Origin of the sequence: Bacillus sp. FSL K6-1366, assembly GCF_037976695.1 — a bacterium.
Taxonomy (GTDB): Bacteria; Bacillota; Bacilli; order Bacillales; family Bacillaceae; genus Bacillus; species Bacillus subtilis.
This window is the reverse complement of the sequence record NZ_CP150268.1, coordinates 3,992,324-4,010,452: the sequence shown is the minus strand read 5'-3', so window position 1 is coordinate 4,010,452 and position 18,129 is coordinate 3,992,324. Positions and strand designations below refer to the sequence as shown.

The window sequence follows — 18,129 nt, the reverse complement described above, 5'->3', positions numbered from 1 at the left end:
CCAGATCCGTTCGCCCACTGCTCCGCAATTTGATCGAGTTTTCTTTGCTCCAGCAATTTATGTACCGATTCGGCGGGACGCGATGGTTCGCTTCCTCTTGACACGCGGCCCTTCCAGCAATGCTGAATGTTTTTTTGTCCTTCTATAAAAGCCTTCAATTGGTCGCTTAATTCTTGAATTCCGGATGCTAAGAAAGTAACCCGTTCTTCCATCGGTTCACGGCCTACCTGCAATGTATACGCCAAATCTCTAATCTGAATCCCATCATGAAGAAAATCCAAGAGACGTTTTGCATATACACGGAGACGTTCTTGATTACGGGCAGAAAGCGGAATAACTGCGGATATGTCAGAATCTGAGGACAAAGAAACGTCCTGCTCCGCTGCTTGAGGAATATATTCCTCAAGGATAATATGTGCGTTTGAACCAGTTGCTCCGAAGGAACTGATACCCGCCCGCCGCGGATAAGGGACCTCTTCCCCATTCTCCTTGATAACAGGCTGCTTCCACGTTTCTGTTTCATGCTGTACATAAAATGGAGACTTTTCAAAATCAACGTACGGATTCAGTTCTTCCGAATGCAAAGAAGGCACAAGTTTTTGATGGTGAAGCTGAAGGGCAACCTTGCTTAAACCGCTGATCCCCGCGGCGGATTCGGCGTGCCCAATGTTTGACTTTACAGAACCGATTGAACAGAACTGCCGATCCTGCGTATATTGGCGGAACGCTTTCACTAATCCCTGTATTTCGATCGGATCTCCTAAGGACGTGCCGGTTCCATGGGCTTCCACATAACTGATCGTCCGCGGGTCGATTCCCGTTTTCTCCAAGCATGTCTCAATCAGATCAGCTTGAGAAACAGGGCTCGGCACTGAAATGCCGCTTACAGTGCCCACATGATTCACAGCACTTCCTTTAATAACTGCATAAATGCGATCTCCGTCTTTCTCCGCCTGGCGCAGAGGCTTTAATAAAACCGCGCCTATACCCTCGGCAGGCACATAACCGTCCCCATCCTTTCCAAACGTACGGCAGTGCCCGTCAGTGGAAAACATATCCCAGACCCCGTATGTCATATATTTATTCGGGTGCAAAGACAGGTTCACTCCGCCTGCTAACGCAACATCGCATTCACCGTGACGTATGCTTTCCAACGCCAAGTGCACTGCGGTCAAAGAGGATGAACATACCGTATCGACAGCCATACTCGGACCGTGGAAATTACAAAAGTAAGAAACACGGTTGGCGATTTGCGCATAGTTGAGCGAGAGAGGAAACACGTTTTCTGCTGATGCTTCTTCAGCTCCGACTAATGTATAATCCTTGTGCATGACACCGGCAAAAACTCCTACATGCTGCCTTTTATTTCGTCCTTTAGGCTTCGCCAACGTCTTTGGCGTATAGCCCGCATCCTCAATCGTTTCCCAGCATGTTTCTAAAAACAGCCGCTCTTGAGGGTCCATTGTCTCCGCTTCTCTTGGCGTGATTCTGAAAAATTGAGGATCGAAGCAGTCGGGGTCATCAATAAATCCTCCCCATTTGGAAATGTCCTTACCCGAAGGAGATGTGATTCCTTCAAGTCGCTGCCAATCCCAGCGCGACTCAGGAATCTCGCTAACACAGTCCTTTCCCTCTTTCAGATTGTTCCAAAATTCATGAATATTGGCTGCCTTCGGATACCTGCCCGCCAAGCCGATAATCGCAATATCGCCTGCTGCCTCAATAGGTGCAGGACGAGAAGCTTCAACAGTCTTACGATCGTTTATTGTGTCGGAAACGCGTGCTCTTTCATTCTGGCCAAGGCCAAGGGAACCAGCGGCACTAAAATGCTCAGCATATTCCTCGGCAAGAAACGCTGACAGCTCCGCTATGGTGGTATGCTCAAACAGAAGAGTCGGCGAAAGGCTCTCACCGATCTTATCACTGATCGTTTCTACCACCTCAAGCAAGCCCGATGAATTCAGTCCCATTTGGTAATAACCGACCTGTTTTTCAACTTGTTCTACCGGCTTATTGATTTTCTCTGCGATTAATTGACTTACGAACTGTTCAGCCCCGCTATAGGAATTAACGGGAGAAGATACCATGTCAGCAGGTTTCTCACGCTCAGCAGTGTCCGCTCTTGTCATCTGTGTCTCCTGTGCATCTTGATGTTTTCCGCTAATCAGCTCCGCTTCTCGCACCAATTTGCTTGTAAAGTTTTTCAACTCAGCCACTTTTTCTCCCGACGCATTAAAAAATTCAAGTGTTACATAAATCAGCTCTTTTTCCCGCCGGACGGAGGAGCGCTTAATTCTCGTCATGCAATCCGACTGCAAAAGTGCAGAAGCGGAAAAGGATTCATAGAACAGAGGCAAATACAGCCTCTGTTCTCCTTTAAGCAAAGATGTGAGCAAATGATTGGCACCCACCCCGCTCCCGTCTATGAGAGTCGGGTGAAACATAAAGCCTTCTGCGTGAAGCATGGCTTCCGAACCGAGAGAAAGCTCAAGAAGGACGCCATTTTCCTCTTCATAGATGCAGCCTTTTGCTTTCATATATTTGCTATGCACCAATTCCTGACGTCTGCATTGTTCATATACATCATCAAGCTGAACAACGTTCTGTGCAGATGCTTTGATTTGACTGAGATCCAGTGTTTCTTCAAATATGGCTGGGGAGTCTGCGTACATATCAGCCTTCATATAGAGCTTTTCTTCTGAAACTTCTTTCCCATCACGTTTTTCAATTCCCTTGGCTGTGATTTGCCACTGTCCTTCTTTTTTCTCCGCGCATTGGATATTCAGAACAATTACTGCATCCTGGTCCGCCGTCAATGGCTGATAGATGGATAAATTCCGCAGCTGAAGCTCTGAGCAGGAGAAGCCGTGTTCTCTGAATATCTGGTAGATTATATCGATATAAGCCAATCCCGGCAGGACATTTTGTCCGTAAACCACATGGTGATAAATAAACGGATTTTTTAACGATAATGTGAGTTGTTTCGTTATCTTTTTCACGTTAGACCTCCACCTCATAAGTATCCCATATGTTTGCCGCAGTCATTTTCGAAGTCTCCGCTTCCAGCTTTGTCTCGCCTGGCGAAAGCATTCGTTTCTTTAATTGAGGAGGCGATATTGGACTGCGCTTGATGGCGTGTTTTTCATCTTTTTCCCACGCCTCTACGATGACATGGGCATTCGTCCCCCCATCGGCAAAGCAGTTAATAGCCGCAGTAGGCTGCGAATCTGTCCATTTTTCCAGGGCTCGGCTGAACGTGATGTTCGCTTTCTGTTGATCGAAATGCGCCATCTCTTTTTCACCTGATAAAAATGGGACAAAGCAGCGCTCTTTCAGCATCAGCACAACCTTAATGAAGCTGGCGATCCCTTCAGCACATAGCGGATGCCCGATGTTCGGCTTGATTGAGCCAAGAGAAAGAGGCGATGAGTGCCCAGAACGGTACACTGATTGGATCGCTTTTAGCTCAAGGAGATCGGTTACGATTGAACCTGACCCGTTTGCCTCAAGATAGCTGATGTCCTCTGGTTTTTTTCCGCTTTTGGAAAGCGCATCTTTCATGACTTCCTTTTGCGCCTCCAGATTAGGTGTTGCAGGCCCCGCCGTTCTTCCGTCATTATTGACCGAGGCCGCTTTCACAACAGCATATATGGTATCTCCGTCTTCCAGTGCCTGTTTTACCGTTTTTAGCATGACCATTCCGACGCCTTCACCTAACACAACTCCGTCAGCACGCTCATCAAACACATGGAAGGATGAATGCTTGCTTAAAATGCCGCGCCGGTCAAACAGCCTGTGAGAGGCATCTGAGCTCAGTAAGCTGACACCGCCGACTATGGCGGATTGAATATCTCCGCCACGCAGCGCCTGAATGGCCATATTCATGCCGACCAAAGCTGACGAGCATGCGGTGTCAACTACAACACTCGGGCCGCGGACATCAAAAAATTGTGAAAGATTAGCCGCTAAATAATTTTGGCCGACTGTCACGATCGGATTCTTGGCATGATCAAGGCTGTCTTCATCAGGTTTGTGCTGGCTTCTGCCTCCGATATAAACACCGACGGGCTTGCCCTTTATTTCCTCAGGTGTATAACCGGCGTGATACAAGAGCTTCAGACACTCTTCCAACACGAGCAGTGCTTGCGGATCCATCGCCCTTACGTCTTCTTCGTGAAGCAAAAAGAAATAAGGATCAAAATAGCTGACGCCATCTATCACGCCGGCATAATATGGCGTCTTACAGCCCCAACGCTCTGCCGGAATCGGGCCGATTGACGAACGCCCCTCGGATAGTAACGACCAATATGACTCCAATGTCTCTGCCCCAGGGAATCGGCAAGAGAGTCCGACAACGGCAATACCTTCTGCATGAGAGTCCGGTGACAAAATCGCTGGCGCCTGAATCTGAGGTGTAAGAGCTCGATCCTTCGCAGGAACAGCTGCCTCCGCCTCTATTTTGTTCTCCAAAGGTGCTGATGCATCCGATATCCTGCCTCCGAATAAAGCGGACAGCCTTTCGGAATAAGAACCGATCAGCCAATCTGCGAACCTTTGAATTGTTGGGTATTCATATAGAATCGATGGATCGAGCGCTGCCTCTAATTTGCGGTTTATACGCTGGAGCACCTGTGCCAAAATGATCGAATCCACGCCATAATTCTGAAACAACCCGTCAATCTCGAAGTCTTCACGATCTATTCTCAGCTCTTCGGTAAACAGATCAACAAGCCAGGACTGTGTTTCAGATAATAATCCATCACATTTGGAAACTTCATCGGCCTCTTCAATGTCTCTGGCTGGCGGGCTCTGTAAAGCAGCTTCCTGCAAACCGCCCTCATGCGGTTTCCTCCTCTTCATCAGCAGTTCCGGCTCCCAGTTTGTTTGATTCGCCATTGCAGGGAGAACAACCGGTCCGAACATTTTCGATACAATTTGATCTAGAAAACGTAAGCCTTCTGAATTCGTAATGCTCAACAAGCCGCTGTCCCGATACGCTTGATTTGTCACTTCACCCATACCGGTTTCTTTCCAGTTCGGCCACTGAACACTGATGATCGGCGCATGTTTCTGATGTGCTTCTGCAAAATAATCCATATAGCAATTGGCCATCGCATAGTCAGCTTGTCCCGCCGAAAGCTCCGGAATAATGGCTGAAACAGAAGAAAATAAGACAAAAAACTGTAAAGGCTCGTTACACACATGGCGATATAACGTTGTAAGACCTGACACCTTAGGTTCCATCACCCGCTGGATATCATCTGAAGTTTTTCGGATAAATGCCAGCGTATCCATATCCGTCAGACCTGCACAATGAATGACACCGCCAATCTGTCCTAATGTTCGCTTGATATGTTGCAGCGTTTGCTCAACCTGAGCATCATCAGATAACGTCAGCGACAGCATCTCCACCTGTACACCCTTCGCTTCCAGCTCCCGCACTGCCTGGATTTTCTGGGCAACTGATGTGTTCGAGGTGTCAAAACGAGTCCATTCCTCTCGCGGTGGAAGCTGTTCTCGTCCGGTCAGCACCAGTTTTTTCACTCCATAGCACTCTGCAAAATGACGGGCGCATAATAGTCCGATGCCTCGTGTGCCGCCTGTAATGAGAAGCACATGATCTTTCGGGAAGACCGCGCTCTGTTCCGTGGCCTTACCTGTTTCCGGATGAGCTTTTAGAAAAGCTTGATACCGTAAACCATCTCTGTAGCAAACCTCGGCATCATGAGAATCGGAATAAAACTCATCAGCGATCAACTTCGCGAGACGGCGATGATCAGTAACCTCCTCAGCATCCATATGCCTTGATATAAGATGGCTGTACTCGCATTGGAGCATTCGATACAACCCAGCCCGTGAGGCGCCAGCCATCCGGACAGATGTGTTTTGAAACGATTCGAGCCCCTTCGTCACACAAAGCAGCCTGAGCCCCTCTTTATGCCCGAATTCAACCAGTCTTTGCACCCATTCAATCCAATCCAGCCGGCCCTCATCATCCCAACCGCATCCGATGACATCCACTAGGCCGTCAAACTCTTTCCAATCAATGTCTGACTGATCATTTTCTATCCGGCTCACATCTATTAAGAGATGATTCGGAAAATACGAAGACACTTCTGCTGCTAAATCTGCTGTCTCTTGACAGCACAGGATGGCAACAGTTCTTGTCCCCGGCACTGCTGAGCCAATTGGACTCAAACTCCATTGTTTCGTCAAAAAACATGCATCCCGATCTTCAATCGCATTAACCAGTTCTTTTTTGTCTCTTTCTGAATGTTCCTTTGCCGGCACCCAATAGTGATCCTTCGCAAACGGATATGAAGGGAGGCTGATCAGGCGCGGTTTGGTCTCTCCGTATAATGTGTTCCACTGGATTGAGACCCCTTTGACCCATAAATCAGCAAGTTTGGCGTATTTTCTTTTTCTGATCCAAGCATCAAGTGCCAACGCCATATCTTCATCCGCTGTAAAAATAGTCTGGGTCTCTTTATTTCGATGAGACTGTCCCCGGAAAAATTCGTCTGTTTCTTTCTTACCGTCAACAAACGCCTGCAGTTTCTCTTCAAGTTCCTGCATCGTCCCCGCAACACACGCCAGACGCTCATCCATTTCCTCGCGCCCGACCTGCAGGGTGTAAGCGATGCGGTGTAACTCCTGATCTGTATATTTTTTATTGCGAATCGCCTCAAGCAATTGCGAAGCACGATCCATTAGCCTGCTTTTATTTTTAGCCGACAGCACAATTACGTTTGGCTGTTCTGTAGCCGTGTGTTCTGAATTGGCTTTTGGCATATATTCTTCAATCACAATATGCGCGTTTACTCCGCCAATCCCAAACGAACTGATTCCCGCACGGCGCGGAAGCTCGTTTCCGTCGTGATCTGTGACAGACTTCCATTCCTGTTTTTCCCGAACGATGTAAAACGGACTGTCAGTCAGCTGAAGATAAGGATTAAGCGTCTCGCAATGCAGGCTTTTCACTAACGTTTTATGCTTCATTTGCAAAAGCACCTTGATCAAACCGGAAATACCTGCTGCTAGCTCTAAATGACCGATATTGCTTTTAACTGAGCCGATGCCGCAACGGTGATCCGGAACATCCGGCTGGCTCTCGCCTCTCATATTGGATAGTTTCTTAAACGCGGCTTTCAGCCCATTTATTTCAATCGGATCGCCCAATTCCGTCCCTGTTCCATGTGCTTCGATATATGTGACAGTGCTTGGATCTATGCCTGCTTGGCGATATGCACGCACCAACAAATCAGCTTGTGCTTTCGGATTAGGCGATGTCAGGGTATTGGCTCTTCCGCCGTGATTTTCCGCTGTCCCCCGAATAACGCCGTAAATATGATTTCCGTCGCGCTCGGCATCTTCCAGCTTTTTCAACATGACCATTCCGACCCCTTCGCCTCTGACATAGCCATTCGCATCGGCAGAGAAGGTTTTACACCTGCCGTCTTTGCTGAGCATGCCCGCCTTGCTGTAGCTAATATGCGCCTCCTCGGTTAAGATCGTATTCACGCCTCCAGCGATCGCCATCTCACAATCACCGTTTTGCATCGCAGTCACAGCACGGTGAATGGCTACAAGAGAACTGGAACAAGCCGTCTCTACTGGCTCGCTCGGACCATGAATATTTAAAAAATAACTCATTCTATTCGGGCCTACCGAAGGAATCATATGACCTGTAGCAGCATGGCCTTCAATTGGAAGATTCGCTCTATGGAATAGATCTTTATAACCGGTGTTTCCCGTACCGATAAAGATACCAGTCCCTGTACCCGAAAGGCTTTGCGGCGAGCAACCCGCATCTTCCAGTGCCTTCCACACGTATGTCATTAACAAGCGCTGCTGAGGGTCTACATAATCAGCTTCTCGCGGCGAAATACCAAAAAACAACGGATCAAACTCTGCGACACCATCAATAAACCCGCCCCATTTGATGTCGGTTTTATTGACGTCAGTGTCTGGGTTTCCATAATGCTCCCGCCAATCCCATCGATCTTTTGGAACTTCTGTGATGCTGTCTTTTCCTTCTTCTAGGTTTTTCCAAAATTCGTCTATATCCATAGCGCCAGGGAATCGGCCGCTGATGCCGACAATTGCAACCGGCTCAAAATCGGCAGCCTGCTTTTTGTTTCTTTCTGCTTTTGCAATAATAGGCTGTGTAAAGCGGCGCTTTCTACGTGATGTGATTTTCGGCGCTTCAGGGGATTTTGTCTGTAACTCTTCCTGCCCCTCTGGTTTTTCGCGCTCCTGAACCAGGGTGTCACCATGTTCAACGGTCAAATACTCAGCCAGGCTGTGGATGCTTCCATATTCAAAGAAAATGGTCGGCGTTAGCTCCAACTGAAATTCTTCGTTTATCTTGTTTGTAAAGACCGTAAATGTAACGGAATCAAATCCGTATTCACTCAGCTCTGTATTGACATCAATATCTTCACTATTTACTTTTAAAATTGCACTGACCATGTTGCTTAATGATGCCTCCAGGCTGCTTAAACTGTGCACTAAGTTTGTTCTTTCATCTTTGCCTTTAGCAGTAGCATCTTGATTCCATTCGCCCTGATACGCAGCAACTACATATTCAGCCAGGCTTTGGACGCTGCCATATTCAAAGAAAATGGTCGGTGTTAGCTCCAACTGAAATTTTTCGTTGATCTTGTTTGTAAAGACAGTGAATGTAACTGAGTCGAATCCGTACTCACTCAGCTCTGTGTTGACATCGATATCGTCAGTGTTTACTTTCAAAATTGCGCCAACCATTTGGATTAAGGCTGCTTCCAATTTTCTAGTTTGTCCTTGATCCTGATCCGCCTTTCTCTGATCGTTCCGCTTGGCTTTCGATCCTGCGGAAAGCAGTTTTTGCTTCATTTTCTGAAGCTGTCCTTCCATCACAAAAACTTGCGGCTTATCAGATGCTATCCCCTGATAAAATGCTTTCAAGCCACTATCTGTCGGCATCGGGACCATTCCCGTCGTTTTCAGCATTCTCTTTTCATCTTCAGCGCCGACTTGCATACCGCCTTCTTCCCATAACGGCCAATTGAAGGAAATGGTGGAGCCGAATCTCTTTTTTGATGCCGCAAGAGAACGGCGGTATTCAGCAAATGCATCCATAAACGAATTGGCTGCCGCATAATCGGCTTGTCCAGCGTTTCCTAAACATCCCGAAACAGATGAGAAGAAAATGAAAAAGTCCAATGGGAAATCCTTGCTGCATTCGTCTACATGTAACAACCCGCTCACTTTTGGCTGCAACACCTCTTGAAACTCTTCATTCGTTTTATGAATGATGAAGTGATCTTTAATGCTGCCTGCACCGTGAATAATTCCATTGAGAGTGCCATATCTTTCTTTGATTTCCTCCAAAAGATGACGAACCGCATGCTGATCACTTACATCAGCCTCTCGATAGACAACCTCCGCTCCGATGCTTCGAAGAGCCTCCAGCTCGTTTTCCTTATCCTCACTTAAAACAGATCGTCCCGTCAGCACAATAGTAGACCGGCCAGTTCGATTGACAATTTCCTTTGCAAACAGAAGGCCTAAGCTTCCTGCTCCGCCTGTGATTAGATAAACACCCTCGTCTCTCCACGGCATGTGAAGCGTATCAGCTGAAGGAAGCACCATTTCCCTCCAGCCTTTCACAAAACGGTATCCAGCCTCATATCGAATCTGTTTGTCAAATGGTCTCCGGCTGTCGTCTTTCAGCTTGAGGTGAAGGTCTATCATCTCTTCAGGTTTCTCAATTTCGATGACCTGAGCAGTCAGTTTGCTGAACTCTATTTCTGCTGTTTTAAACAGACCGGAAACGCCGGCAAACAATTGCTTCTCTTTTTCCAGCGGAACAATCGCTTGAATGATGATACGGCCTGCAGAAAGCTCACGGACCTTGCTTTGCAGGAGTTCAAAAATGTTCTGCATGTAACATTGATAACGTTCAGCAATATGTCCTTCAGCTTCGTTTAGAGTAATCACACGGGCATCTTTCATGTGGGAGGCAATGCTGTCTGTGACACTTCGTACAGTTTCGAAGAGAACAATGATATGCTCCGTGTACGAAGGATCTTCGTCCTCTCGTTCTTCATTCTGTTTTTCCCACACCGGTTCAAGCATTAAGCGTTCGTGCCGTGATGAAGGCTTTGAAATATGAACCTCCCCTTCTAATACTCTCGTTGAGAATCCTTTGATCCTGACACATACGCTTCCACTCTCGTCAATGACATCGATATCCGCTTTCTGAACAACCCCTCCGGAGTGATCGCTGTCACTTAAGCGAGCATAAGCCCACATAGAAGAAGAACACCCTTTGATCACCTCAAGCTCCTCAAGCGCAAATGGCAAAATCAGCTTTTGATCCGTCAATTCCTGCATGATGCATATTGTTGCTGTCTGCAAGGCGGAGTCCATGATACTTGGGTGCAGCACAAACTGTTCATTCGTTCCAGAAACGATTTCTGGAAGCTGCAGCTGCGCCAAAACCTCTCTGTTTCCTATATTCACATTCTTAATTCCTTGAAAGGCCGGACCATGGAACATTCCTCTGCTTCTGCCTTCTTCGTAAAATTGATCAGGCGACATCTTTCCTTTGCCGCAGCGGCGTGACATTTCAGTGAGGTCTGCGACTGGCGTTTCGGCGGCAGATGCCAGCTCCGCACTGCCTTGACTATGAATAACAGGGTCGTCCCCGTCTTTCTGTGTACTGTAAATGTCAAAGGTGATTTTTCCATCTTCTTCAGGAAAGAGACTGATATCCACTTGAGCTGAATGTCTGTCAACCACAACAGGCTGAACCCAGACTGTATGATTCAATCTGATTCTGACATCTTGGCCAATTTCACTTCCTGCCGCCTGGTTTATAGCCGCGTACACCATTTCAAGGTACGCAACACCAGGAAGCACAGGCTTTCCTCTTACCACATGGTCTCTTAGGAAGAATTCGTCACCAGTGAAAACCGAACTGAATTTCTGTTCAGAAAAATCAGATGTATTCTGATGAAGCAATGGATGAATAGAGCCGATTCCTGTCTGATTTCCGGATATCTGCGCCACCGGTTTGCGGTCATCCTGCGACGGCCAGTATCGTTCCTTTGCAAATGGATAAGTCGGCAGACTCATTCTGTTTGGGCGCTCTCCCTTGTAAAGCTGCATCCAATCTATATGCGCTCCCTTGCTCCACATTTCTGCAAGCTTGTTTACTTTTCCTTTGGCCATCCACTTACGTATGAGTTCAGCGCTGTCCTCATCCTCCGTCAGCCATGAAACCTCTCTGGCATTGTGCTTACTTCCTTGAAAACAGCCTTCAATCGCTGTTTTTCCATTGATAAAATCTGTGAGCCTCTGTTTTAACTCATTTACATGATCGGCAATAAAGACAACGCGATGCTCCATCGCTTCGCGCCCCACCTGAAGGGTATACGCAAAATCAGGCAGCTGGCTGTTCTCAAGCCCTCTTCTTTCCAAATAGGCCAGAATGTCTTCTGCATACTCTTGCAGCCTCTCTTTATTTTTCGCCGAGATCGGGACAATGCAGGTTCCGTCTATCTTTCTCTTATCTGAATCCCTTTTGAATTGTTCAAAAATGGCATGGGTATTTGTCCCGCCAAGCCCGAACGAGCTAAGTGCAGCCCTGTGCGTTTTGATCTCACGGCTTAACGTTTTCTTTTGATCGACGACGTAAAAAGGAGAGCTGGCTAAGTCTGTATTTGGATTCGGCTCCTTATAATTGATACTCGGTGCAAGCTCTTGATGATAAAGACTCATCACGACCTTAATGCAGCCCGCAAGACCGGCGGCTGTATCTAAATGTCCGATATTGGTTTTCACCGACCCAATGCCGCAAAATTGCGTTTTATTTGTATATTGCCTGTAAACGTTTGTTAAAGCCGCCAGCTCGATCGGGTCCCCCAGCTTCGTTCCGGTCCCGTGTGCTTCTACATAGCAGATGGATTCAGGCTGTACCTTCGTTTGATTCATGACCTGTTGGACCACGTCAGCCTGGCCTTTAACGCTTGGAGCATAAAAGCCGACTTTGTCAGCGCCGTCGTTATTTACACCAATGCCTCTCAGCAAGGCATAGATATGATCCCCGTCCTTTACTGCATCAGCTGCTTTTTTCAGCAATACAACAGCAACGCCCTCACCGCCTATCATTCCGTCAGCTGAAGCGTCAAAAGCTTTAATATGTCCATCACTCGAAAAGTTCAGCCCAGGCTGATGCACATATCCGATATTTGACTCGATATGCAGCGTTGCACCGCCAACTAAAGCATAATCAGATTCACCCGACAGCAGGCTTTTATAGGCAGAATGCAATCCAATCAGAGATGATGAGCAGTTGGCATGAACGAAATAGCTTGGCCCTCTCAGCCCGAGCTTATGAGAAATCATTGTCGGAATCGTCCCGCTCTGTGCAAGCACCCACGAAACATAGCCGTCCGGCGTCTCTAGGCTCTCTGTTGTATCTGACGGCAGCAGCGCGCGATAAGAATTATTGCTTGCCGACATAAAAACACTGGTTTGCGGAATCTGTCTCGCAGCATAACCGGCATCTTCTATTGCTTTCCATGAATGAGTCAGCAGCATCCGAAGCTGAGGGTCCATAAATTCAGCGTCTTTAGGAGAGATTTGAAAGAAGCTTGGATCAAATCTGTCTTTCCCCTCAATTGAAGCTTTAGCAGGGACATAGTCGGCATTCTCCGCTATCTCCTTTGAAATGCCAAAGCGCTGAAGCTCTTCTTTATTGAAAAACGCAATGCTTTCCTTGCCGTCTCTGAGGTTCTCCCAAAATTCATCATGATTTTTTGCCCCTGGAAATTCACACGATATGCCAATAATCGCCACACTATCGTCATAATAGTCCGGGAGATCACTCATCTCGGTAGACTGATCTTCTATATGAGCTGCCGGGTCTGTCGGCATATGGTCACTTGCATCGCCCATTCGCTGTTCAGTGATGTACTGGCTGATATTTTTAATCGTTGAATACTCAAACAGGTCTGTGACAGAAAACTCACAGGATAGTTCATGTTTGATACGATCAGCCACAGTGACCGCGAGAAGCGAATCCCCGCCCACATCGAAAAATCCGTCATCCCATTCAATGTCACTCGTTTTCAGCACTTCCTGCCAAATGGTAAAAACAGTATCCTGAATGTTCTTAGGAGAGGTCTGCCTTTGCTTTAGCTGCTCCCCTGATAAATCGATATTCTTAAGGCTGTTTCTATCTATCTTTCCGTTCGGAGTTAACGGCATATGATCAAGCTGAATAAAATAAGAAGGCACCATATAGGCAGGCAAAGCGTTTTTCACAAAATGACGCAGCTCTCTCGCTGTGAGAGAAGCATTTGCATGTTTAGCTGTATAATAGGCAGCTAGGTTATCCTTATCTGCGACCACAACGCATTCCAGAATGCCGGGATGCTCACTAAGCCTGCTTTCAATATCACCAAGTTCAATACGGAATCCGCGGATTTTTACTTGATTATCGATGCGGCCTATATATTCAATTCGCCCTCCCGTAAGCCAGCGGGCCATGTCTCCCGTTCTATAAAGCTTAGACCCAGGCTCAAAAGGGTTGTCAATGAATCTCGAATCCGTTAATTCTTCCTTTTTGTAGTAGCCCTTCGCCACACCGTCTCCTGCAATGCACAGCTCACCCGGGACACCTGCCGGCACTGGCGCGAGCTGAGAATCCGTAATATAGATTTGTGTATTGGCGATTGGCCTTCCTATCGTGGCATGAGAGCATTCATCGTTAATGCGCTGAACCGCTGACCAGATAGTTGTTTCGGTTGGCCCGAACATATTCCAGGCTTCGCTGCCCGTATCTAAGAAATATCGTTTTAATGGCTCAGGCAATGCTTCGCCACCGCATAAAATTTTCACGCTCTCTTCATTTTCCCAGCCTGAATAAAAGAGCATCTTCCACGTAGCGGGGGTTGCCTGCATCACTGTCGGTTTGATCGTGCGGATGTCCCGTTTCAGTTTTTCAACGTCTTTTGTATGCTCCGTTTGACAAATATAGCAGTGTGCGCCCTTTATTAAAGGCAAAAATAATTCCAGAGCTGCGATATCAAAACAGTAGGTTGTGACAGCAAGCATTTTATCCTCTGCCGTAAGACCTGGTGTTTCCCCCATCGAAACGAGAAAGTTTGTCAAAGCTTTATGTGGTATCATGACACCTTTTGGCTTTCCTGTGCTGCCGGATGTATAAATGACATATGCCAAGTTCTCTGGCGTGACAGTGCGTGTAAGCACTTTTCGATCAGAGGCTGTTTGAGCAATTTCATCCCAATCTTGATCTAAAAGAGCTGTTGTGACACCGTTCCAACTCAACGTATTTACTAATTCCGATGTCGTCAGTGTAATGAAAACTTCACTGTCCTCAAGCATGTATTCTAATCGTTCAGCCGGATAGGACGGGTCTAGCGGCACATACGCTCCCTCAGCCTTGAGGATCGCTAATAAACCCACTAGCATGTCCAGCGATCGATCCACATAGATCCCCGCCAGACGGTCAGGACCCACTCCATGCGCCTGCAAATAAATGGCCAGCTGTGTGCTTCTTTCATCAAGCTCCCGATACGTCAATGTTTGACCTTCATAGCTGACAGCCGCTCTATCAGGCGTCTTTTTCGCCTGCTGCTCAAACAACTCATGAAAAGTTATATATGGATACGTTTTTCCTGTGGCGTTCCATGTTTTGAGAATCATCTGCTTCTCTGCCTCAGGTAATAAAGAATACTCTTTTAAAGGCTGAGAAGGATTCAACATCGCCTGCTCTGTTACATAAACAAAATGGTCGAACATGGCGGATATAGAAGCCGCATCAAACAGCCCAGTATTGTACTTGATGTTCAGCTCCATTTTTTCTTCTGTTTCCCACAGTTCAAATACTAATTCGTATTCGCCCTCTTGGTGAATATACTCAACGTAATCGACAGAAAAGAAGTCAGCATAGCGGCTCAGCAAGCTTTGATAGCTTCCGGATTGAAGAAAATTCTGATAGAAAAAAGCGGTTTGAAATACCGGTGAACCTGCTTGACTGCGAGGAATATTCAGATCCCTCACCATTTTTGGAAAAGGATATGCTGCATGATCAAGCCCATCCAATATCGTTAATTGCAATTTTGAAATAAAGCTAGAAAAAGTGTCTGCCGGGTTCAGCTCACTCCGAATCGGGAGCATATTGAGAAAATGTCCAATGGCATCATCAAATCTTTCTTCCGGCCTCACCATGGCCGGCATGCCGACGATCTGTTCCTTTTGGCCGGTGTAACGGCCAAGCAGCATCATATAGCAGCTTAAGAATACCGTCGTGACATTTACAGAATGCTCTTTCGCAAACATTCTGACCTGATTCATGAAGCCGCTGGACAGCCGCCTGGTGTATGTATCCTCTCTAAACTCAGACACTGAACTTGCGCTGACCTTAGGCAGCTGAAGATTCGGCAAAGTTCCCGATAGCTGTTTCTGCCAATATGTACGATGCTTCACACCGTCTTTGCCGGCAAGCATGTTTTTCTCCCATGCCGCAAAATCATGATAAATGGCAGGAGAAACAGCTATTTCCGGCTGCTGTCCTTTTAAAAGAAGCTGATAGGTATCAAACAGACTGTGTATAAATGTGACAGACGAAACTCCGTCAAAAATCAAATGGTGAATGACAACTAATAAAAAATGCTCTTGTTCAGATCTGGAAAAGCTCATGACACGCACTAACGGGCTGTTTTCCTTTACATACGGTTCCTTTACTTTCTTTCTAAGAAAAGCAGGAATATCAGACTCTTTCATACTTGAGATGTTTTCTGTCTTGATTTCAATTGAAAGTGCTGGCTCATTTTTAAGAAATGGCACTCCGTCTTTCTCTTGGATGACGTGCTTTAAGATTGGGTGCTGATTCAATACAAGGCCGAAAGCCTGCTGTAATGTTTCAAGGTGAAGCCCTGACGAAAATTTAAAACAGAGAGGTACGTGATATGCACTTTTTTCGGGTGACATTTTTTGCAATGTCCATAATCCTTTTTGAACCTCAGAGAGAGGCTGAAAAGTTGCCTGACTCCTTTCCGGTTCGGTTTTATATGTGTCCGTGCCCTTTTTGTCAGCAGACAAGCTGCTGAGGTCTTCATGTTCTGATAGATAGCTGGCTAAGCGTTCAATTGTAGGATATTGATGTATCTCTCTGGCTGTTAGTTTGATATGGTAGTTTTTCTCGATCGATCGAATGAGCTTCATCATCTTGATAGAATTCACACCAAGACTTTGGATATTTGCATTTGGCTCCACCCAATCGCGGGAAACGTGCAGCTCCTCAGTCAAACAGGTGAGCAGATGCTTCTGTATTTCTTCCCTTACTCTTTTCACCTGGTCTGCTTGCTGTATCTCCTCATCCTGGACTGCATCGTTCATCCGATTGGGTTTGTGTAGCAAGTGGTCGAACTCTCCATTTTCAAATGAAGTTTTTAGCTGGGTGCGCTGGATCTTTCCGATAGCCGTTTTTGGAATCTCTTCTTTTTGTACAGGCAGCAAATATTCCGGGGTGACTCCGATCACCTGTGAGACATGGGATTGTATGTTTCTAAGAAGCTGAGACATTTGCTCATCATTTAATTTTGCGGAAGTAACAAAGAAGATAGCCAGCTGATCTGTTGAATTCTGGCCCAGACGGACAGCGCAAGCAGCAGTATAAGAAGTTTCAATTTCAGATAATTCTTCAACTGCAGACTCAATTGCATGACTGTAATAATTAATGCCGTTAATGATAATTGCATCTTTCGTACGACCTGTTATGGTTAAGCGCCCGTTTCGCAAAAAGCCAAGATCTCCGGTTTCAAACCAGCCGTCCTCTGTAAACACACTCTCATTCAAATCAGGCCGCTGGTAATAACCGCTAGTAACAGAAAGACCCGAGACTTGAAAACGGCCGATCTCGCCCTCTTCAACCAATTCATTATGGTCATTCACAATTCTCATAGAGAAGCCGGGGATTGGAGAGCCTATTTCAACAAAATGATCATCATCACTTGTTCCAGCCCGGGTAAATTCATGAGAAAAAATAACGCCCGATGAAGTTTCGGACATTCCCCATGCAGGTCGGATGGCGTCAGCAGGCAGTCCATGTGGTTCTAAAAGCTCAAGTATTCTGCGCCCTACCTTGGCTACCATTGCTTCACCGCCATTGAGCATGTATCGCATTGAAGACAGATCCCATTTCCTATCTTTTATTTCTTCTGCAAAATCAGTAACCAGGCCAAACGCAAAATTCGGCGCCCACGTAACAGAAGCTCGGTAATGATCAATCCAATCCAGCCATTTTAACGGCTCCATTAAGATTGTTTCGCTTGAGACGTTAATTTCCTGACAGCCAAGATAAACATCCCGCAAATGCAACATTCCGATCCCTCCGACATGGTCAAACGGCATCCAGTTAAACGTAATATCCTCTCTGGTGAAGCCTTGCATTTGAATAATCCCTTTCACCATGCTCATAATGTTACGATGATTAAGCATAACTGCTTTGGGCGTTCCCGTACTGCCTGAAGTCAGCAATAAAAGCGCTAAGTCTTCGGGACTGGATTGATGCCAATCTGTGTCCGCTTCAGCGCTGAGCAGATCCTCTACAACAATTGCCCTGAACCCTTCAAGCCCTTGTTCTTTTGCCCAATCGAGCATTTCCTGGTGCATCCCCCGGTCCGTAATCACCGCTGGCTTGTCAAGAAGCGTCCATGCGTCTTTCAGCTTTTGAGTGCCGCTGCTCGATTCAGCATACGTTGGCGGAACGGCTAATGGAGCCGGAACACCCCCTGTTAACACACACCCCCAGAACGCAGGGAGAAGCTGTGAATTGTCACCAAGCTGCAAAATCACGCTTTGTTTTGCTTTCAGGCCTGATTGGCGAAGCCCCTTTGCAATACGCAGTCCATCATCCCATAATCGTCTGTATGATTGGTAAACCTCAGTTCCATCCGGCTGCAAATAAATGATTCCCTTTGTATCCCCAAGCTCCGCCGCCGTTCTGTATAAAACTTCAGGTATTGTTGCCGGCTGCTTTTCAGATATATGTAAAGGCTCACCATGACTGACAGAAGGATTAGCTAATATGCGGATATTATCATTATTTCTCAT

At 46.7% G+C, this 18,129-nt stretch carries 2 protein-coding genes (1 of these 2 running past the window's edge); both read right to left on the bottom strand.

The genetic code is table 11. The annotated features are described in order from the left end of the window. A protein-coding gene (gene pksL / locus MHI44_RS20760) for a polyketide synthase PksL (protein WP_339202578.1) crosses the window boundary here: on the bottom strand, nt 1-3,017 show its beginning. The gene continues 10,606 nt to the left of window position 1, outside the view; the window shows 3,017 of its 13,623 coding nt (coding positions 1-3,017); its start codon is at nt 3,015-3,017; its stop codon lies beyond the left edge, outside the window. Beyond that, nucleotides 3,001-18,129 carry a polyketide synthase PksJ gene (pksJ, locus tag MHI44_RS20755; protein WP_339202577.1) on the bottom strand — a complete coding sequence of 5,043 codons (15,129 nt, stop codon included), beginning with the start codon at nt 18,127-18,129 and terminating at the stop codon, nt 3,001-3,003. The genes pksL and pksJ overlap by 17 nt, the downstream gene beginning before the upstream one ends.